At 72.0% G+C, this 18,536-nt stretch carries 18 protein-coding genes and 1 riboswitch; of the genes, 6 read left to right on the top strand and 12 right to left on the bottom strand.

Annotation, left to right across the window (positions count from 1 at the left end; genetic code table 11):
* Positions 1-131: 131 nt before the first annotated feature.
* Together metK and BM419_RS23960 are read right to left on the bottom strand one after the other, a co-directional pair.
* Positions 132-1,310, bottom strand: a complete 1,179-nt coding sequence (gene metK, locus BM419_RS23965) for a methionine adenosyltransferase (RefSeq protein ID WP_020091324.1) — start codon at positions 1,308-1,310, stop codon at positions 132-134.
* 177 nt (positions 1,311-1,487) lie between these two features.
* Positions 1,488-1,895, bottom strand: coding sequence for a helix-turn-helix domain-containing protein (locus BM419_RS23960; RefSeq protein ID WP_012321411.1), 408 nt, complete (start codon positions 1,893-1,895; stop codon positions 1,488-1,490).
* A 766-nt stretch (positions 1,896-2,661) separates the two neighbouring features.
* Between BM419_RS23960 and BM419_RS23955 the strand changes: the two genes are divergently transcribed.
* The 3 genes from BM419_RS23955 to BM419_RS23945 all read left to right on the top strand — a co-directional run bounded on the left by BM419_RS23955 (position 2,662) and on the right by BM419_RS23945 (position 5,598).
* The gene (locus tag BM419_RS23955; RefSeq protein ID WP_244540841.1) at positions 2,662-3,354 is read left to right on the top strand and encodes a thermonuclease family protein; all 693 of its coding nucleotides are present in this window, start codon (positions 2,662-2,664) and stop codon (positions 3,352-3,354) included.
* Positions 3,355-3,359: 5 nt separating this feature from the next.
* Positions 3,360-4,844 carry a M48 family metalloprotease gene (locus BM419_RS23950; RefSeq protein ID WP_091927864.1) on the top strand — a complete coding sequence of 495 codons (1,485 nt, stop codon included), beginning with the start codon at positions 3,360-3,362 and terminating at the stop codon, positions 4,842-4,844.
* A 73-nt stretch (positions 4,845-4,917) separates the two neighbouring features.
* Positions 4,918-5,598, top strand: a complete 681-nt coding sequence (locus BM419_RS23945) for a glutathione S-transferase family protein (protein ID WP_091676440.1) — start codon at positions 4,918-4,920, stop codon at positions 5,596-5,598.
* A 25-nt stretch (positions 5,599-5,623) separates the two neighbouring features.
* Here BM419_RS23945 and BM419_RS32560 read toward each other — a convergent pair whose 3' ends face one another.
* From BM419_RS32560 to BM419_RS23925, 5 genes are all read right to left on the bottom strand, one after another.
* A complete protein-coding gene (locus BM419_RS32560; RefSeq protein ID WP_175556359.1) occupies positions 5,624-5,779 on the bottom strand; it encodes a hypothetical protein in 156 nt (51 codons plus the stop codon).
* 75 nt (positions 5,780-5,854) lie between these two features.
* Positions 5,855-6,289: an EamA family transporter gene (locus BM419_RS23940; RefSeq protein WP_091927863.1), complete on the bottom strand. Its 435-nt coding sequence runs from the start codon at positions 6,287-6,289 to the stop codon at positions 5,855-5,857.
* A gap of 204 nt (positions 6,290-6,493) precedes the next feature.
* Complete coding sequence (locus BM419_RS23935; RefSeq protein ID WP_091927862.1) at positions 6,494-8,746, bottom strand: xanthine dehydrogenase family protein molybdopterin-binding subunit; 2,253 nt, start codon at positions 8,744-8,746, stop codon at positions 6,494-6,496.
* Between the two features lie 8 nt (positions 8,747-8,754).
* The gene (locus tag BM419_RS23930) at positions 8,755-9,762 is read right to left on the bottom strand and encodes an FAD binding domain-containing protein (protein WP_091927861.1); all 1,008 of its coding nucleotides are present in this window, start codon (positions 9,760-9,762) and stop codon (positions 8,755-8,757) included.
* Entirely contained in the window at positions 9,759-10,283 is a 525-nt protein-coding gene (locus BM419_RS23925) for a (2Fe-2S)-binding protein (RefSeq protein ID WP_026604649.1), read from the bottom strand. The genes BM419_RS23930 and BM419_RS23925 overlap by 4 nt, the downstream gene beginning before the upstream one ends.
* A gap of 273 nt (positions 10,284-10,556) precedes the next feature.
* Here BM419_RS23925 and BM419_RS23920 point away from each other — a divergent pair, with 273 nt between their 5' ends.
* Positions 10,557-11,942, top strand: a complete 1,386-nt coding sequence (locus BM419_RS23920) for a M20/M25/M40 family metallo-hydrolase (RefSeq protein WP_042672005.1) — start codon at positions 10,557-10,559, stop codon at positions 11,940-11,942.
* Positions 11,943-11,961: 19 nt separating this feature from the next.
* Here BM419_RS23920 and BM419_RS23915 read toward each other — a convergent pair whose 3' ends face one another.
* Positions 11,962-12,690, bottom strand: coding sequence for a ParA family protein (locus BM419_RS23915; RefSeq protein WP_091927860.1), 729 nt, complete (start codon positions 12,688-12,690; stop codon positions 11,962-11,964).
* A 308-nt stretch (positions 12,691-12,998) separates the two neighbouring features.
* On the opposite strand from BM419_RS23915, the gene BM419_RS23910 reads away from it, so the two are divergent.
* Together BM419_RS23910 and BM419_RS23905 are read left to right on the top strand one after the other, a co-directional pair.
* A complete protein-coding gene (locus tag BM419_RS23910; protein ID WP_091927859.1) occupies positions 12,999-14,159 on the top strand; it encodes an SMP-30/gluconolactonase/LRE family protein in 1,161 nt (386 codons plus the stop codon).
* Between the two features lie 6 nt (positions 14,160-14,165).
* Complete coding sequence (locus BM419_RS23905; RefSeq protein ID WP_020091337.1) at positions 14,166-14,609, top strand: MEKHLA domain-containing protein; 444 nt, start codon at positions 14,166-14,168, stop codon at positions 14,607-14,609.
* Positions 14,610-14,646: 37 nt separating this feature from the next.
* Here the strand turns inward: BM419_RS23905 and crcB are convergent, their stop codons facing one another.
* The 4 genes from crcB to BM419_RS23885 form a co-directional block, all read right to left on the bottom strand.
* Positions 14,647-15,078: a fluoride efflux transporter CrcB gene (gene crcB, locus BM419_RS23900; protein WP_091927858.1), complete on the bottom strand. Its 432-nt coding sequence runs from the start codon at positions 15,076-15,078 to the stop codon at positions 14,647-14,649.
* Between the two features lie 79 nt (positions 15,079-15,157).
* Positions 15,158-15,219: riboswitch (Fluoride riboswitch) on the bottom strand.
* 76 nt (positions 15,220-15,295) lie between these two features.
* Positions 15,296-16,276, bottom strand: coding sequence for an ABC transporter ATP-binding protein (locus tag BM419_RS23895; RefSeq protein ID WP_056524456.1), 981 nt, complete (start codon positions 16,274-16,276; stop codon positions 15,296-15,298).
* Positions 16,273-17,253, bottom strand: a complete 981-nt coding sequence (locus tag BM419_RS23890) for an ABC transporter ATP-binding protein (protein ID WP_056524459.1) — start codon at positions 17,251-17,253, stop codon at positions 16,273-16,275. Before BM419_RS23890 ends, BM419_RS23895 begins: the two co-directional genes overlap by 4 nt.
* Positions 17,254-17,392: 139 nt before the next feature.
* Positions 17,393-18,364 carry an ABC transporter permease gene (locus BM419_RS23885; RefSeq protein ID WP_091927857.1) on the bottom strand — a complete coding sequence of 324 codons (972 nt, stop codon included), beginning with the start codon at positions 18,362-18,364 and terminating at the stop codon, positions 17,393-17,395.
* Positions 18,365-18,536 lie beyond the last annotated feature (172 nt).

Below are 18,536 nucleotides of genomic sequence, written 5' to 3'. Positions count from 1 at the left end.
CGGGCCGCGGGACCGCGGAGCATCCGGGACCGGGCGGCGCTCAAAGCACCGCCCGCACCGCGTTCACGTCACCCCGGCGCGCCGCCGATCTCCGGCCCGCGCGTCGGCCCGGGGCCGAGCGGAAGCCGCCCTCAGGCCAGCGCCGACTTCAGCTTGCCGGCGAGGTCGGTGCGCTCCCACGAGAAGCCGCCGTCGGCCTCGGGGGCGCGGCCGAAATGGCCGTAGGCCGAGGTGCGCGCGTAGATCGGCTTGTTCAGGCTGAGCGCCGTGCGGATGCCGCGGGGCGACAGGTCCATGGCGTCCATCAGCACGGCCTCGAGCTTGGCCTCGTCGACCGTGCCGGTGCCGTGCAGGTCCACGTAGATCGAGAGCGGCTTCGACACGCCGATGGCGTAGGCGAGCTGGATCGTGGCGCGGCTGGCGAGGCCCGCGGCCACCACGTTCTTGGCGAGGTAGCGCGCCGCGTAGGCCGCCGAGCGGTCGACCTTCGTCGGGTCCTTGCCGGAGAACGCGCCGCCGCCGTGCGGGGCCGCGCCGCCGTAGGTGTCGACGATGATCTTGCGGCCGGTGAGGCCGGCGTCGCCGTCCGGGCCGCCGATCACGAACTTGCCGGTCGGGTTCACGTGCCAGACCGTGCCCTCGTTGACCCAGCCCTGCGGCAGCGCCTTCAGGATGTAGGGCTCGACGATGGCGCGGACGTCCGCGGAATCGAGGGACTCGTCGAGGTGCTGGGTCGACAGCACGATCTGGGTCACCTCGACCGGGCGGCCGTTCTCGTAGCGGACCGTGACCTGGCTCTTGGCGTCGGGGCCGAGCTTGGCGGCGTCGCCCTGCTTCGCCTTGCGGGCGTCGGCGAGGTCCTTGAGGATCTTGTGGGCGTAGAAGATCGGCGCCGGCATCAGCTCGGGCGTCTCGTCGGCGGCGTAGCCGAACATGATGCCCTGGTCGCCCGCGCCCTCGTCCTTGTTGCCGGCCGCGTCCACGCCCTGGGCGATGTCGGCCGACTGGGCGTGCAGGTGGATCGCGACGTCGTTGTTCTTCCAGTGGAAGCCGGACTGCTCGTAGCCGATGTCCTTCACGGCCTCGCGGGTCAGAGCCTCGAGGTCCTTGAAGGTCACCGAATCGGGTCCGCGCACCTCGCCGGCGATGACGATGCGGTTGGTCGTGGCGAGTGTCTCGACGCCGAGCCGCGCCTCCGGCATCGCCGCGAGGTAGGCGTCGACCACGGTGTCCGAGATCCTGTCGCAGACCTTGTCGGGGTGTCCCTCGGACACGGACTCGCTGGTGAACAGGTAGTTGGAACGCGGCATCGGACGGCCTCGGCTGCAGAGGTACGCCGTCGCGATCGCGGCGTTTGACCCTTCATGGGGCCGGGGTTCTCGCACCCGGCCGGGGGCCGGTCAAGATGGAGGAACGAACGGATCCGCTATACCGGACGAAGCGACCGGAAAAACGATCGCGCGACGCCCCGGGGCCCGCCCCTGCCCTCAGCCGCCGAGCTTGCTCTCGAGGGCCCGGATGGCGTCGGCCACGTCGCGGCGCGCCTCCTCGGAGAAGTTCTCGGTGATGTGGCGGCCGACGACTTCCGCCAGCCCCTTCAGCCCGGCTTCCGACAGAGTCGACTGCTCGCGCTCGCTGAAGCCCGGCGCGATGAAGTCATCGTTCCGGGGCATCCCTTTGAAGAAGTAATCCATCGGCACGCCGGTCATGCGCGAGAAGATGTCGAGATGGACGGCGCTGATCCGGTTGGTTCCCTTCTCGTACTTCTGGAGCTGAGCTGCAGACATACCGAAGCTCTGCGCGACGCGGCGCTGTGTGAGCGATGCCTTGCGGCGCTGCTCGGCGATGCGTTGCCCGACATAGACGTCGCGCTGATCGGTCTTCTGGCCCGCCATGAAGTGCTCGTCCACCCCCTGCCATGAATCCTGGCGGCAAAGCTTAGCGCGCCCCTCGGTACTTGTCACCGGCAGGCGTTCGACGTGGTGGACGATTTGCTCACGGCTCTGCGGCCGGGAGATCTGCAAGAATAGACAACTTGGTGTCCCCGGCAGGGCTCGAACCTGCGACCCCAGGTTTCATACCACTTCGGCTTTCGCCGCCGCGCCCCGAAGGTCCGCGTTCGTGGCCTGGACTATCCCTTCACCGTGGGCTGGACTGCATCCAACCGGTAGGTGCCGCCCGTCTAGTCTCTACACCTTCCCGCAGAACGCCGGGGCGCCGCGCGGGCTTGGCTCGGGATCGGCAGAGCATCGGACGGCGGCGCGTCGATGCCGGAAGCTTTCCCCGACTTTGAGCGGATCCGTCGCGCGGTTTCCCGGCGCGACGCCCAATTGAACCTTCTAGGAAACCTGTGCTCTGTCCAGCTGAGCTACGGAGACGACCGGCGCTCCATAGCATTCTCGCCGGCCGAGGCCAACCGCGACCGGTGGGGCGGCGCGGTGCCGGAGCCCGCGATCGCGGGGGGAACCGATGCGCGGGGGCGCGGCGGTCGTGCGGGGACGCCCGCTGGCGACCTCGATGGCGACCTTGTTGGCGGCGGCGCTCGCCGCGGCGCCGCCCTGTCCGGCACGCGCCGCGTCGCGCGCCGGGTCGTCGGCGTGCGCGACCGGGCCGGCGCGCGACGAGGTGGTGGCGGAAATCGGGCCCCGCGGGGAGATCCGTATGGTCTCGGGCCTCCGGGCGGTGCTGGACTCGCTGCGCTGGCCGGACACGCCGGAGGCCGCGTCCGCCGCGCGGGCTTGGCTCGAGACCCGGCGGGGCGCCCGGGTCACGGTGGTTCCCCGCGGGCAGCCCGACCGGTGGGACCGCGCGCGGGCCGACCTCCTGGTCGCGGAGGGCGACATCGCGGAGAGTGCGGATCTGGCGGGCGCGGATCTGGCGGGCGGCCTCATCGGGGCCGGGCTGGCATACGCGGACGCGAACGAGGCCGATTCGCTGTGCCGGCCCGGCCTGCGCCTCGTGGAGGCGGCCGCCCGCGCGCGCGGGCTCGGCCTCTGGAGCGCGGAGCGCCCTGCGGCGGGGGACGGCCCGGCGCTCCGGGAGAAGGTCGGACATTTCGTCGTGGCGGAGGGCCGAATCCGCCATGTCGGCGAGCGCGGCGCGCGCACCTATCTCGATTTCGCGGCCTGCGGCACGGACGGCCTCACGGTGACGGTATCGAAACGCACTTGGCGAATGATGCACGCCCGTGGTTTGAGTGCGGCCTCGCTCGAGGGCCGGCGCGTGCGTGTGCGCGGCCTCCTGGAGGTCCGGCGCGGCCCGACCCTGGAGGTCGCCCTCGACGGGCTCGAGACGCTCGAGGAGACGGACCGGCCGGAGGCCGATCCGGAGGGGGAACGGGGATTGCGGCGCTGATCGCGATGGGCGGGATCACGGGGCACATCGGCGCGGGGCGGACCCGCGCGGCGGGGCGGCGCACCCTCGGCGCGGCGGCGTTGGGCGGCCTCGCCCTGCTGCTCGGCGCCTGCGTGGCCGATCAGACCGAGGCGACCGTGCGGCCGGCCGTGGTGCGGGTGCCCGCGGAGGCGCCGCGCACCACCGGCCGCGAGCGCGCCGCCGATGCCGACCACCTCAAGCTCGTGGCCTCCTTCGGGGGCGAGGCCCGGGCCCCCAACGTCACGCGGATGCTGACCGAGGTGACTGACCGCCTCGTGAAGGCCAGCGACCGGCCCGACCAGGCCTACACGGTGACGCTCCTCGACTCGCCGGTGGTCAACGCCTTCGCGCTGCCGAACGGGCGGCTCTACGTCACCCGCGGCCTCGTGGCCCTGGCGAGCGACACCTCCGAGGTGGCCGCCGTGCTGGCGCACGAGATGGCCCACGTGACCCTCAACCACGCCACGGCCCGCAGCGAGCTCGAGCTGCGCTCGGCGCTCGTCAGCCGCGTCGTGGCCGACGTGCTGAACGACCCCGATACCGGCGCGCAGCTGCAGAGCCAGTCGCGCTTCGCCCTCGCCCGGTTCTCCCGCGAGCAGGAGCTGGAGGCGGACGCCACCGGCGTGCGCACCCTGGCCAAGGCCGGCTACGACCCGTTCGCGGCCGGGCGCTTCCTCGCCGCGCTCAACCGCTCCACGGGGCTGAAGGCCGGCAGCGCCGCCGCGCCCGACATGCTGGCGACCCATCCGGGCACGGCCGAGCGCATCACCCAGGTCACCCGCGCGGCCCGCCGCATCGGCGCGCCGGGCATCGGCACCGACGACCGCGCCGCCTACCTCGCGGCGGTGGACGGACTCGCCTACGGCGACAACCCGCGCGACGGCGCGGTGCGCGGGCACCGCTTCATCCATCCCGGCCTCGGCATCGCCTTCGAGGTGCCGGAGGGCTTCACCCTGGAGAACACCCGCTCGGCGGTGCTCGGGACCACCCCGGACGGCGCCCGGCGCCTGCTGTTCGACCAGATCGAGGCCAAGGACGGCCAGCCCCTCGAGGCGGTGCTCAAGGCGAGCTGGAACGACGCCCTCGACCCGGCCGGCTTCGAGACCCGGGACGTCGCGGGCCACCCCGCGGCCTTCGCGCTGTCGCGGGGGAAGGAGTGGACCTTCCGCCTCGCGGCCATCCGGATCGGCGACTCGACCTACCGGATGATCATGGCCGCCAAGGGCGCCACCGATCCCGACCCGGCCTTCCGCCGCTGGACCGCGACCCTGGTCGCCGTGTCGCCCGACGAGGCGGTCCTGCGCCCTCTGCGGCTGCAGGTGGTCCAGGCGACCTCGACCAGCGCCGAGGACCTTGCCCGCCGCATGGCGGTGCCCGACCGGGCGCTCGACCGGTTCCTCGTCCTCAACGGGCTGGAGCGGGGCGCCGCGCTGGTGCCGGGACGCGGCTACAAGATCGTCGCGGAATAGCCGCCCTGCGCGGCCGCGCCTTGTGCGGGCGCGGGGCCCGGACATCCTGCCCGGGTCGTTCAGGGAGAGCGCCGTGATTCGATTCTTCTACAATCTCAGCCCCAACCCCATGAAGGTCGCCCTCTGCCTCGAGGAGATGGGGCTGCCCTACGAGCCGGTGCCGGTCGACACCCGCAGGGGCGAGCAGTTCGATCCGGCCTACACGGCCGTCAATCCGAACGGGAAGGTGCCGGCGATCGTCGACGGCGACGTCACCGTGTTCGATTCGAACGCGATCCTGATGTACCTGGCGGGCAAGACCGGCCGGTTCCTGCCGGAGGGCGAGCCGGTCCGCGGCGAGATGCTGTCCTGGCTGATGTTCGTGGCGACCGGCATCGGGCCGTTCTCCGGCCAGTGCGTGCATTTCCGCCACTTCGCGCAGGACGGGGGCGCCTACGCCACCGAGCGCTACGCCTTCGAGGCGCGCCGGCACTGGGGCATCCTCGACCAGCGCCTCGCCGACCGCACCTACGTGCTGGGCGACACCTACACGATCGTCGACATGGCGGTCTGGGGCTGGGCCCGGATGGTGCCCTTCGTCCTCGGCGAAGGTGCCTTCGGGGACCTGCCCAACGTCAAGCGCCACCTCGACGCGCTCAACGCGCGGCCGGCCGCCCAGGCCGCCGAGGCGCTGAAGGGCCGCCACGCCTTCAAGGCGGAGATGGACGCCGAGGCGCGGGGCTTCATGTTCCGCGCCGTGAAGGGCGCCGCCTGACGCCCCGCCGGACCGGTCCCGCGCCTCAGGGCGCGGGGGCGGTCACCGTGAGCATCGGCAGGGTGACGGAGAGCGTTCCGGCCGGCACGCGCGCGATGCCGAGCGTGAGGCAGGCGCCGAGTCCGAGACAGAGAGCGAGACCGAGCATCGAGGTCTCGAAGCCGCGATAAACCCATTCCATGACGGTCCCCTTTCGCGAGGCAACCGCAGGATGCGCGCATCGCGTTAAGGGATCGGTGCGCCAGCGCGCACGATCTCACAGTCCGGAGGCGACGAGGGCCGCGCCCGCCGCGATCAGCGCGACGCCGGCCCAGGCGGCGAGGCTGAGGGTCTCGCCGAGCAGGGTGGCGCCGAGGATCGCCACCAGCACGACGCTGAGCTTGTCGATCGGCGCGACCCGGGCAGCGTCGCCCAGCGACAGCGCGCGGAAGTAGCAGAGCCACGACGCCCCGGTGGCGAGCCCCGACAGGACGAGGAAGACGAGGCTCCGACCGGAGATCTGCGCGAGGCCGCCGGCCTGCCCGGAGGCGACCACGATCGCGCCGGCGAAGACCAGGATCACCGCGGTGCGCACGAAGGTCGCGACGTCCGACGGCACGCCCGCGACCCCGACCTTGGCGAGGATCGCGGTCAGCGCCGCGAAGCCGGCGGCGAGCGCCCAGAAGCGCCAGGATTCCAGCAGGGGGCTCACAGAAATTCCCACGCCGTCCCTATTCGCAGGGCTCGGACGCATCCTCGTCCTTGCGAGCGCAGCGAAGCAATTCAGACAGCGCCACGCTCGACGATGTCGCGCCGCCCTGGGTCGCTTCGCTGCGCTCGCGCTGACGGCGCGGCCCAGCGTGACCCGCACGACTCCTTGCCGAACCGTCAATGTTTCCCGTGAAACATCCGCTGTTCACAGGAGCTTGTCGACGGTGATCGGCAGGTCGCGCACCCGCCTGCCGGTGGCGTGGAAGACCGCGTTGGCGATGGCGGCCGCGGTGCCGACGATGCCGATCTCGCCGAGCCCCTTCACGCCCAGCGGGTTCGCCTTGTCCTCCTCCTCCACGAAGATCACGTCGATGTCGTAGATGTCGGCGTGGACCGGCACATGGTACTCGCCGAGGTTGTGGTTCATGAACCGGCCGATGCGGTGGTCGAGCATCGACTCCTCCTCGAGCGCCGAGCCGATCCCCATCACCACGCCGCCGAGGATCTGGCTGCGCGCCGTCTTCGGGTTCAGCACCTTGCCGGCCGCGATCGCCGAGACGATGCGGGTGACCCGGACCTGACCCAGCTCCTCGTCGACCTTCACCTCGGCGAAGATCGCCGAGTGGGTGTAGGCCTCGTATTTCTGATTGAAGTCCTTGTCGGGCCCGGCCTCCTCGATCGCCTCGACCTTGTCGACGCCCGCCGCCTGCAGCACCTCGACGAGCGACACGCTGCGGCCCGGATCGCCCGCGACCGCGATGCGGCCGTCCGCGAACACGGCGCGGTCGAAGTCGACGTTGGCCAGCGGCGAGTTCTCCATGGCGCGGGCGAGCTTGAACACCTGCGCGCCGACGTTGCGGCAGGCCTTCATCACGGCGGTGCCCGAGGAGGCGGCCGTCCACGAGCCGCCGGCGACCGGGGCCTCCGGCAGGCGGGTGTCGCCGAGCTTGGTGGTGACCGCGTCCATCGGCAGGCCCAGCGTGTCGGCCGCGATCTGCGTCAGGATCGTGTAGGTGCCGGTGCCGATATCGCCGGTGGAGTTGCCGACCGTCAGGCGGCCGTCCGGCGTCAGGGTCGCGATGGCGCTCGACTGCATCATCATCGATTCCCAGATGCCGGTGGCCACGCCCCAGCCGACCAGCTCCCGGCCCTCGCGCATGGAGCGGGGCTCAGGGCTGCGCTTCGCCCAGCCGAACCGCTCGGCGCCCTGCCGGAAGCAGCTCTTCAGCTCCTTCGAGCCGAAAGGCTTGCCCTCGGCGGTGGCGTCGGACTCGGCGTAGTTCTTCAGCCGCAGCTCGATCGGGTCGAGCCCGGTCGCGTAGGCGAGTTCGTCCATCGCGGTCTCGATGGCGAAGACGCCGGTCACCGCGCCGGGGGCGCGCATGTCGCCGGGCGTCGGCGTGTCGAGCTTCACCAGGCGGTAGCCGAGGGCGACGTTGTCGCACCGGTAGAGGACGCCCGACCAGTTGACGACGACCTCCTGGTAATCCTCGTACTGCGAGGTGCCCTGGACGGCGTCGTGGCGCAGGGCCGTCAGCCTCCCGTCGGCCTCGGCGCCGAGCGCGATCGTCTGCAGCGCCTCCGACCGGTAGGTGAAGCTCCACAGCTGGTCGCGGGTCAGGGTCACGCGCACGGAGCGCTTCAGCTCCTGGGCGGCCAGCATCGCCAGGAACAGCTGGTACTGCGGGCGCAGGCCCGAGCCGAAGCCGCCGCCGAGATAGGGGTTGAGCACCCGGACCTGATCGGGCTTCAGGCCGAAGACGTTGGTGAGATACTGGTGGCTGTTCGAGACGCCCTGGATCTTGTCGTAGACCGTGTAGGTGCCGTCCTGCTCGACCACCACCGTGGAGGCGTGCGGCTCCATCGGGTTGTGGTGCTCGTCGGCGAGGCTGTAGGCGCCCTGCACGCGGACCGGCGCGCTGCCGAACGCCTTGTCGGCGTCGCCCCAGGGCTCCGGCGGCGGCTTGATGCCCGTGCGCTTGTAGGGCGGGTCGTAGGCGGTGCCGCGCAGGGCCTCCAGGTCGGTCCCGGGCTCCTCCATCGCGTAGCTCACGCGGACGAGGGACGCGGCGTAGCGCGCGGTCTCGAAATCCTCCGCCACCACCAGGGCGACCGGCTGGCCGCTGAACACGATCAGGTCGTCGTAGAGGGCGCGGAACGGCGAGCCGGGGGGCGCCACCTGGTCCTGGAAGTTCTTGTCCCGCCACGCGGTTCGCGGCCGGTTCTCGTGGGTGAGGACCTTGAGGACGCCCGGTACCGCCTCGGCCTCGGCGGAGTCGATGGCGGTGATCCGGCCCTTGGCGATCGAGCTCGACACGACAACGCCGTAGGCGAGGTCGGGCGCGGCGAACTCGCCCGCGTACTTGGCGAGCCCGGTGACCTTGGCGGGCCCGTCGATGCGGCTGCGCGGGCTGCCGACGAAGGTGTCGCGGCCGGTGGAGCTGAAGGTCTGGGTCATGGCGGGCCCTACTGGATGCGCTTGTCGCTGAGCGACTGGGGCGTGCCGGCGGCGGCCTGCTCGAGGCCGCGCACGATGGCGCGCCGGGCGAGATCGATCTTGAAGCCGTTCTCCGACTGGGGCTTGGCCTCCGCGACGATCAGGTCGGCCGCCGCCTGGAAGCTCTCGCGGGTCGCGGGCCGGCCCTCCAGCAGGGCCTCGGCCTCGCGGTTGCGCCAGGGCTTGTGGGCGACGCCGCCGAGCGCCAGCCGCGCGGTCTTCACCCGGTCGCCGTCGAGTTCCAGGGCCGCCGCCACCGAGACCAGCGCGAAGGCGTAGGACAGGCGGTCGCGCAGCTTCAGGTAGGTGTAGTGCTGCGGGAAGCGGCTCTCCGGCAGGTCGACCGACACGATGATCTCGCCGGGGGCGAGGTTCGTGTCCCGCTCGGGCGAATCCCCCGGCAGGCGGTGGAACTCGGAGAACGGGATCGACCGGTCGCCCTGCGGCCCGCTCACCCGCACGGTGGCCTCCAGGGCGGCCAGCGCGATGCACATGTCGGAGGGGTGGGTGGCGATGCAGTGCGCGCTCGTCCCGAAGATCGCGTGGATGCGGTTCATCCCGCCGATCGCCGGGCAGCCGGAGCCGGGCGCACGCTTGTTGCAGGGCGTGGCCACGTCGTAGAAATAGTAGCAGCGGGTCCGCTGGAGCAGGTTGCCGCCCGTGGAGGCGGCGTTGCGCAGCTGCGCCGAGGCGCCGGCCAGGATGGCGTTGCGCAGGAGCGGGTACCGAGCCGCGACCCGATCGTCGTAGGCCGCCTTGGCGTTGGTCACGAGCGCCCCGATCCGCAGGCCGTCCCCGCTGTCCTCGATCCGGTCGAGGGGCAGGCGGGTGATGTCGATCAGCCGGCCCGGCTTCTCGACCTCGTACTTCATCAGGTCGATCAGGTTGGTGCCGCCGGCGATGAAGCGGGCCCCGGCCCCGAAGGCCTGCACCGCCTCCGCCACCGTGCCGGCGCGGACGTAGTCGAAGCGGTTCATCGGGCGCCTCCCTGCATGACGTCCTCGATGGCGTCGACGATGTTGGTGTAGGCGCCGCAGCGGCAGATATTGCCGCTCATCGCCTCGCGGATCTCGTCCCGGGTGTGGGCGTGGCCCTCGTTCATCAGGCCGACTGACGAGCAGAGCTGGCCCGGCGTGCAGTAGCCGCACTGGAAGGCGTCGTGCTCGATGAACGCCTCCTGGATCGGGTGGAGGGCGTTGCTGCCCGCCCGGTCGCCGAGGGCGGCCAGCCCCTCGACCGTGGTGATCTCGGCCCCGTCCTTCATCACCGCCAGCGTCAGGCAGGAATTCACCCGGGTGCCGTTCACCAGCACCGTGCAGGCTCCGCACTGGCCGTGGTCGCAGCCCTTCTTGGTGCCGGTGAGGTCGAGCCGCTCGCGCAGGAGGTCGAGGAGCGTGGTCCACGGCGCGACCTGCAGTTCGCGCCGCTGCCCGTTGATCGTCAGCGTGATGCCGATCGGCGTGTCCGCCGACACCGGCGGCTGGGTCTCGAGGCGCATGATGTCGTCCACGGTCTGGGCCGGCCGGGGCCGGGCGGGAGCGGATCGGTCCGGGGCAGCGACCGGCAGCGACGCGCGGGCCGCGGCCTGGGCTTCCGGTCGATAACCATTCCAATCTGCGCCTGTTCCGGAGCGCGCCGTCTCAACCCGTGAGCGAGGGTGGCGCGCCTGCGGCGCGCATATCGGCCGCCGCACCGTCCGACATTGCCGGCCCCACCCCGCCTCGGCTAACCCTCCTTCCCGCAGAGTCCACGCCGCACCCCGGAGCCACCGATGGCCGCACTCGACGCGATCCTCAACGACATCGACACGGACCTGGAGAACGCCCTGGAGCGGCTGTTCGCCTTCCTGCGGATCCCGTCGATCTCCACCGATCCCGCCTATGCCGGGCATTGCCGCGAGGCCGCCGCCTGGCTCGCCCAGGACCTGACCGCGCTGGGCTTCGAGACCTCGGTGGAGGAGACCTCGCTCCACCCGGTGGTCCTGGCCCACCGGCCGAAGCCGGGAGCGCCGCACGTCCTGTTCTACGGCCATTACGACGTGCAGCCGGTCGATCCCCTCGACCTGTGGAAGACGCCGCCCTTCGAGCCGCACATCGCTGACGACGGCCAGGGCGGCAAGACGATCGTCGGGCGCGGCGCCTCCGACGACAAGGGTCAGGTGATGACCTTCGTGGAGGCATGCCGGGCCTATATCGCCATGCACGGCGAGTTGCCTTGCGGCGTCACGATCCTGATCGAGGGCGCCGAGGAGAGTGGATCACAAGGCCTGCCCGAATGGGTCGCGGCCAACCGCGAGAGACTCGGCTGCGACGTGGTGTTGGTCTGCGACACCGGCATGTGGGACCGGAAGACCCCGGCCATCACGTCGTCGCTGCGCGGGCTCGCCTATTTCGAGGTGAAGGTCACCTGCGCCGACCGCGACCTGCATTCCGGCTTCTTCGGCGGCGCGGCGCGCAACCCGATCCACGTTCTGTCGAAGATCATCGCCGACCTGCACGACGCGGACGGGCGGGTGACGATCCCGGGCTTCTACGAGGGCGTTCACGAGCGCCCGCCGGAGGTGCTGGAGCAGTGGCGCGGCCTCGGCCTGACGCCGGAGACACTGCTCGGGCCGATCGGCCTCAAGGAGCCCGCGGGCGAGCGCGGGCGGATGCCGATCGAGCTGGTGCAGTCCCGCCCCTCCTGCGACGCCAACGGCATCATCGGCGGCTATACGGGCGAGGGCACCAAGACGGTGATCGCCTCCACCGCCTCCGCCAAGGTCTCGTTCCGCCTCGTGGACGACCAGGACCCGAAGCGGCTCGCCGAGAGCTTCGAGGCCTTCGTGCGCGCGCGGGTGCCGGCCGACTGCCAGGTCGAGGTCATCACCTACAAGGGCTCGCGGGCGATCAGCCTGCCCTTCGACATGCCGCAGCTCGGCGCCGCCAAGGCGGCGCTGCAGGACGAGTGGGGCGTGCCGGCGGTGACCGTGGGCGCGGGCGGCTCGATCCCGATCGTCGGCGACTTCAAGCGGATCCTGGGGCGCGACACCCTGCTGATCGGCTTCGGCCTCGACGACGACCGGATCCACTCGCCGAACGAGAAGTACGACCTGACGAGCTTCCACAAGGGCACGCGCTCCTGGGCGCGGATCCTCGCGGCCCTCGGCCAGGGCTGATCCCGGCGGAAGGCCGATCTCAGCGGGCGGGCGCCGCCCGCATCTTCCCGTCGACCCAGGCCCAGAGCGCCCGGACCTCCTCGGCGGCCTGGCTGCCGGGGGCGAATTCCGTGACGCCGAGCCCGGTCGCCAGGGCGTCCTGGTGGTCGACTCGGTGGATGATCCCGGGCTCGGCCAGCACGCCCAGGGCGCGCAGTTGCGCCGCGTAGGCGCTGGTGCGCGGCGAGGGCGGCGGCGGGCACTGGTTCAGCACCAGGGCCAGCCGCTCCCGCAGGCCGAGGCCGACCAGCGCCTGGAGCGTCGGCCGGGCGGCCACGATGTCGAGCCGGGAGGGGCGGACCGGCATCAGGACGAAATCGGCGTCCTTCAGGGCCGGGGCGAGGCCGGACGCGCTGCCGGCGGTGTCGAGGACGGCGAGGGTGGTGCCCTGCTCGGCGAGGATGCCGAGGATCTCCGAGAGCTGGCCCATCTCCCAGGGCTGGACCCGGTCGACCGCGACGGCGTCGCGCGCGCGGTCGCTCCTGCCGTCGGCCTTGCGCAGGGCCCCCCAGCCGGCCAGCGAGCTCTGCGGGTCGAGATCGAGGGCGGTCACCTGCTCGCCCGCTTCCGTGGCGGCGACCGCCAGGGAGGCCGCCAGGGTGGTCTTGCCCGTCCCGCCCTTCTGCACCGCCAGGGCGAGGACCCGCAGCGGCCCGGCGGCGGGCCGGGGCGCGGTCTCCGGCGCCGGTTCGGATCCTTCGGGATCCATGCGTGTCCCACCTCTCCACATCTGCCAGCCGGGCCGCGGCCCGTGCGGCGCCGAATCGAACGCCCGGCACGACCGTGCTTAGCGTGACGGCGTGGGCCGGAGTCAGCGTCGCGCCCCGGCACCTGTGGACCGCCCCGAGGCGGCTCCCGATCACCGGGACCGCGGACCGGTCCCGGAATTCCGCCGCGAGGCCGCCGCGCTACCGCATCGCGGGATCGTGCGCCGGGCCCGCGCGTTGGGCCGGCATCCCCACAGGTTGAGCGGCGCGCCAAGACCCTCGCCCCGACAAGCTCCGCGACAGGATTCCCATGCGCCTCGACCGCCGCCGCCTGCTCGGAACCGGTCTCCTGGCCCTCGCCACCCCCGCGGCGCGCGCCGCGACGCCGTCGCCCCCGACGAGCCGGCCCGTGGGGACGCTGGAGCTCGCCATCGCCGCGGACGCGCCCTCGACCCCCACGGGGCTCGCCATCGCCCGGGGCGGCCGGATCTTCGTGATGATGCCGCGCTTCACCGGCGCGGAGCCGATCACCCTCGGCGAGGTGCTGCCCGACGGGTCGGTGAAGCCCTACCCGGACGCGGCGACCAACCGCCCGGATCCGGGGGCGCCGCAGGCGTCGCTATTCCACGTCCCCAACGGCGTCTTCGACCGCGACGACACCCTCTGGATCCTCGATGCCGGCCTGCCCGCGGGCAAGGGGCGTCCGGTGCCGGGCGGCGCGAAGATCCTGGCGATCGATATCGGCCGGAACAGCGTCCGCCGGACGATCCCCCTCGACGCGGGCATCGGCCCGGATTCCTCCCTGAACGACCTGCGGGTCGACGTGCGCGACGGGCGGGCTCTGGCCTACGTCACCGACCAGGGCCAGTCCGGCGCGGGCGCGATCCTGGCGGTCGACCTCGACAGCGGGCGGGTGGTGCGGCGCCTCGCGGACCACGTCAGCACGCGGTCCGAGGAGGGCCTGGTCAAGTTCGTGGAGCGCCGCCCCGTGATGGAGCGGAAGGGCGACGCGCCCGAGAAGAGCCCGAAGGGCGGCGCCAACGGCATCGCGATCAGTCCGGATGGCCGCCGCCTCTACTACGCGCCGCTGATGAGCCGGCGGCTCTACGCGGTCGAGACCGCGGCCCTGCGCGATCCGGGCGTCGCGGACGCGGCCGTGGCCGCCGCCGTCGAGGATCTCGGCGAGAAGGGCATGACCGGGGGGCTGACCACCGATTCCCAGGACCGGGTCTATCTCAGCCTGCAGGAGCACAACGCGGTCGGCCGGCGCCTGCCGGACGGCACCGTCGAGGTGCTGGCCGCCGACGACCGGCTGGTCTGGGCCGACACGTTCTGGATCACCCCGGACCGGTGGCTCTATATCTCGGCGGCCCAGGTCAACCGGCGGCCGGAATTCAACCGCGGCCGAGACCTGCAGCAGCCGCCCTACGCGATCCTGCGCATGCGCATCGACGCCGACCCAGTCCTGTAGCGGATCATGACGGACCTCTCGCACGACCCGGACTTCTTCGCCCTGCTCACCGGCAGCTACGCGCGGCGCCTCGGCGAGCCTCTGGTGCCGGCGGATGCGGACGCGGACTGGCTCTACGCGGCGGCCCCGTTCGCGGTGCTCGCCCATGACGGGGGCGCGGATCCGCGCTTCGTCTACGCCAACCGGACCGCGCAGGCCTGCTTCGGCTACGCGTGGGACGAGCTCGTCGGCCTGCCCTCGCGGCTCTCGGCCGAGGCTCCCGAGCGGGCCGAGCGGCAGCGGCTCCTCGACGCGGTCACCCGGGACGGCTTCAGCCGCGGCTATCGCGGCCTGCGGATCGCCAAGGACGGCCGGCGCTTCTGGATCGACGAGGCGGTGGTCTGGCAGCTCGACCGCGACGGCGCGACGGTGGGGCAGGCCGCGACCTTCGCCCAGTGGCGCGACGCGTGAGGGCCGGGCCGCGCCGATGCGCGCGGCCGCCGCCCGGTCAGCCGTCCTCCTCGATGCTGACCTGGGCGATCTGCACGGCGCCGCCGTTCCAATGGGCCGCCACGAGGTGGCCCAGCGCGACCGCGAGGACGCAGAGCACCACCGAGGCGAACACGTTGACCATGGCCCGGACCACCGCGCCGTTCCGCATGAGGTCGAGGGTCTGGAGGCTGAACGACGAGAAGGTCGTGTAGCCGCCGCACAGCCCGATCATCACGAACAGGCGGACGTTCTCGGAGACCGGGAAGCGCCCATGCGCCAGGGTCAGCGTGCCGAACAGGCCGATGATGAAAGAGCCCGTCACGTTGATGAGGATCGTGCCCCAGGGCAGGTCGCGGCTGATGGGCAGCGCCAGCACCGAGACGACGTAGCGGGCCAGGGTGCCGAGGGCACCGCCGATCATGACCAGGATGCAGGTGGTGAAGGACATGCGCGCTCCAGTACGTCGGGCGGGCATGAGAAACCCGCCGTCGCGGCGGGTGCTTGCAAGACGCACTCCCACCGCCGGTTTCGCGGTAGGAGTCATCAGCCCTGACGGGCGGTTTCGGGGAACTCCATCCCCATCGGGGACGGCCCATAGCGCCTGCGCGGGCCGAGTGCAACGGCCGCCTGGGGCAGCCCCCGGGTCCGATTGTCAGGCCCGCTTGTCAGGCCCGCCCCTCCTGCACGGCGTGGCAGGCGACGCCGTCGAGGAGCGCCGGCACCTCGGTCCGGCAGCGGTCGTTGGCGAGCGGGCAGCGCGGGTTGAAGGTGCAGCCGGGCGGCGGGTCGATCGGGTTCGGGATCTCGCCGGAGACCGGCACCCGGGCGCGGCCGACATGGGCGAGGTCGGGCACGGCGTCGAGGAGCATCCGCGTGTAGGGGTGGCGCGGCGTCGCGAACAGGTCCCTGGCGGACGCGACCTCCACGAGGCGGCCGAGATACATCACGCCCACGCGGGTCGCCATGTGGCGGACCACGGCGAGGTTGTGGGAGATGAACAGGTAGGTCAGCCCCAGCCGGTCCTGCAGGTCGCGCATCAGGTTGAGGATCTGCGCCTGCACCGAGACGTCGAGCGCCGAGGTCGGCTCGTCGCCCACCAGGAACTCGGCCTGGCTCGCCAGCGCCCGGGCGATCGCCACCCGCTGGCGCTGCCCGCCTGAGAATTCGTGCGGGTATTTTTTGGAATCATCCGCGTGGAGGCCGACGAGGCCGAGAAGCTCGCCGACCCGGGCGCGGATCGCCCCCTCCCCCTGGATCAGGTCGAAGGCCCGGATCGGCTCGGCGATGATCTTCCCCACCCGCCAGCGCGGGTTCATGGACGCGTAGGGGTCCTGGAAGATCATCTGGATCCGGGCGCGCAGGCGCCGCCGCGCCGCGGCCTGGCGCGGGTCGGTCATCGAGACGCCGGTGATCCGCACCTCGCCGGCCGTGGGCGGCAGCAGGCCGACCACCATCCGGGCCACGGTCGACTTGCCGGAGCCGGATTCTCCGACGATCGCGAAGGTCTCGCCCTTCCGGATCTCGAAGCCGACGCGGTCGACCGCCGTGAGGAATTTCCGCGGCTCGCGCTCGATCACCCGGTTGAGCCAGGGCTTCGAGACGTCGAACTGGCGGCGCAGGTCGGTGACTTCGACGTAGGCGCTCACGCTGCGCGCTCCGCTGCATCGTACAGGTGACAGGCCACCCGGCTCGCGTCGACCGGGATCGGCTCGGGCCGCTCGACCCGGCAGCGGGCGAAGACCTTCGGGCAGCGCGGGTTGAAGGCGCAGCCCTTCGGGATGGCGGTGAGCCGCGGCATCGAGCCCGGGATCTGGCTGAGCCGGTCGGCCTCCTGCGAGAGGGTCGGGATCGCCCCCATCAGGCCGACCGCGTAGGGGTGGTGGGGCTTGGCGATCACCGAGGCGACCGGGCCGATCTCGGCCACCCGCCCGGCATACATCACCGCCACCCGGTCGGCGGCCTCGGCGATGACGCCCATGTCGTGGGTGACCAGCATCACCGCGGTGCCGTGCTCGCGGCACAGGCGCTTCAGCAGCGTGATGATCTGGGCCTGGACCGAGACGTCGAGCGCCGTGGTCGGCTCGTCCGCGATGATCAGCTCCGGCTCGGCCGCGAGCGCCAGCGCGATCACCACCCGCTGGCGCATGCCGCCGGAGAACTCGTGCGGGTAGCCGTCGATGCGCCGCTCCGGCGCCGGGATGCCGACCTCGGCCAGCAGATCGATGGCGCGGGTCCGGGCCGCCTTGGCCGACAGGTCGGTGTGGGTGCGCAGGGTCTCGACGATCTGGTCGCCGACCCGGAACAGCGGGTCGAGCGAGGTCAGCGGATCCTGGAAGATCATGCCGATGCGCTTGCCGCGCACCCGCCGCATCGCCTCGGGGGAGAGGTTGTCGATGCGCTCGCCCCGCAGGCGGATCTCGCCGCCGGCGATCCGGCCGGGGCGGTCGATCAGCCCGATCACCGCCGAGCCGGTCACCGACTTGCCGGCCCCGGACTCGCCGACCACGCCCAGGATCTCGCCGCGGCCGATATCGAACGAGACCCGGTCGATGGCGGTGAGCGGCCCGCGGCGGGTGTCGAAGGCGACCGTCAGGTCGCGCACGGAGAGGATGGTGTCGGTCATGCCTTGGCCGTTCCGGCGTCGGGCCGTCGGACGGCCACTCCCGTCCTTGCGAGCGGAGCGAAGCAATCCAGCGGCGCTATGGTCACCAATGTCGCGCTGCCCTGGGTCGCTTCGCTGCGCTCGCGATGACGATGCCCGATCATTGCAGCTTCGGATTGAGCGCGTCGCGCAGCCAATCCCCCAGGAGGTTGATGGCGATGACGAGCCCGGCGAGCGCCAGCCCCGGGAAGGCGACGATCCACCACTCGCCGGAGAACAGGAACCGGTTGCCGGTGCGGATCAGCGTGCCGAGCGACGGCATGGTCTCGGGCAGGCCGGTGCCGAGGAACGACAGCGTCGCCTCGGTGATGATCGCGAGCGCGAGGTTGATGGTCGCGATCACGAAGACCGGGCCGGTGACGTTCGGCAGGACGTGGCGGACCATGATCACCGGGGGCGACAGGCCGATCAGCCGCGCCGCCTGGACGTAATCCTTGCCCTTCTCGACCATCACGGAGGAGCGCACGGTCCGGGCGTACTGCACCCAGAAGGACAGGCCGATCGAGACCACGATCAGCCCGATCAAGGGCCCGACGTCGAGGGCGCTGCCGAAGCTCGCCTTGGCAACGCCGTCCACCACCAGGGCGATCAGGATCGCCGGGAAGGTGAGCTGCACGTCGGCGACCCGCATGATCAGCGTGTCGAGGAAGCCCCCCGCGTAGCCGGCGATCAGGCCGAGCGCGATGCCGAGGATCCCGGAGGTCACCACCCCGAGCACGCCGACGATCAGCGACAGGCGCAGGCCGTACAGCACCGCCGAGAGCACGTCCCGGCCCTGGTCATCGGTGCCGAGATAGAACGGCGCCTGACCGTCCGCCTGCCAGATCGGCGGCAGGTTGGAGTTGATCAGGTCGAGCTGGGCCGGATCGTAGGGGTTCTGCGGGGCGATCCACGGCGACGCGAAGGCGAGACCGACCATCAGCAGCGTGGCGATCAGCGCCGCCACCGCCACCTTCGATCGCAGGAAGTTCGCCAGCAGGTCGGAGTCGCGCCAGCGCGCGAGCCGCGAGGGCTTCGCCTCCGGCAGCGGGACAGGCGGGGCGTCGCCCGCGTCGAGGTCGTATCCGCTCATCGGCCGCCCCTCACGCCATGTCCAATCGGGAAGCTCAGGGAGGCAGCCACCGTCTTTGCGAGCGGAGCGAAGCAATGCAGCAGCGCCACGCCGACCGGACGCGCGCTGCCCTGGGTCGCTTCGCCGCGCTCGCGATGAAGGGGCGGCCAGGCGGAGGAGTCCGTCATGTCCG

Origin of the sequence: Methylobacterium sp. yr668 (assembly GCF_900116245.1) — a bacterium.
Taxonomy (GTDB): domain Bacteria; phylum Pseudomonadota; class Alphaproteobacteria; order Rhizobiales; family Beijerinckiaceae; genus Methylobacterium.
Note: the sequence above shows the minus strand (reverse complement) of the source record. Positions and strands in the feature narration are given on the sequence as shown.

Coding starts and splice junctions, on each gene's coding strand:
- BM419_RS23920 (WP_042672005.1), top strand. CDS start 10,557: ATGGCCGCACTCGACGCGATCCTCAACGACATCGACACGGACCTGGAG.
- BM419_RS23930 (WP_091927861.1), bottom strand. CDS start 9,762: ATGAACCGCTTCGACTACGTCCGCGCCGGCACGGTGGCGGAGGCGGTG.
- BM419_RS32560 (WP_175556359.1), bottom strand. CDS start 5,779: ATGGAATGGGTTTATCGCGGCTTCGAGACCTCGATGCTCGGTCTCGCT.
- metK (WP_020091324.1), bottom strand. CDS start 1,310: ATGCCGCGTTCCAACTACCTGTTCACCAGCGAGTCCGTGTCCGAGGGA.
- BM419_RS23905 (WP_020091337.1), top strand. CDS start 14,166: ATGACGGACCTCTCGCACGACCCGGACTTCTTCGCCCTGCTCACCGGC.
- BM419_RS23890 (WP_056524459.1), bottom strand. CDS start 17,253: ATGACCGACACCATCCTCTCCGTGCGCGACCTGACGGTCGCCTTCGAC.
- BM419_RS23925 (WP_026604649.1), bottom strand. CDS start 10,283: ATGCGCCTCGAGACCCAGCCGCCGGTGTCGGCGGACACGCCGATCGGC.
- crcB (WP_091927858.1), bottom strand. CDS start 15,078: ATGTCCTTCACCACCTGCATCCTGGTCATGATCGGCGGTGCCCTCGGC.
- BM419_RS23950 (WP_091927864.1), top strand. CDS start 3,360: ATGGGCGGGATCACGGGGCACATCGGCGCGGGGCGGACCCGCGCGGCG.
- BM419_RS23885 (WP_091927857.1), bottom strand. CDS start 18,364: ATGAGCGGATACGACCTCGACGCGGGCGACGCCCCGCCTGTCCCGCTG.
- BM419_RS23915 (WP_091927860.1), bottom strand. CDS start 12,690: ATGGATCCCGAAGGATCCGAACCGGCGCCGGAGACCGCGCCCCGGCCC.
- BM419_RS23910 (WP_091927859.1), top strand. CDS start 12,999: ATGCGCCTCGACCGCCGCCGCCTGCTCGGAACCGGTCTCCTGGCCCTC.
- BM419_RS23955 (WP_244540841.1), top strand. CDS start 2,662: ATGGTCTCGGGCCTCCGGGCGGTGCTGGACTCGCTGCGCTGGCCGGAC.
- BM419_RS23960 (WP_012321411.1), bottom strand. CDS start 1,895: ATGGCGGGCCAGAAGACCGATCAGCGCGACGTCTATGTCGGGCAACGC.
- BM419_RS23935 (WP_091927862.1), bottom strand. CDS start 8,746: ATGACCCAGACCTTCAGCTCCACCGGCCGCGACACCTTCGTCGGCAGC.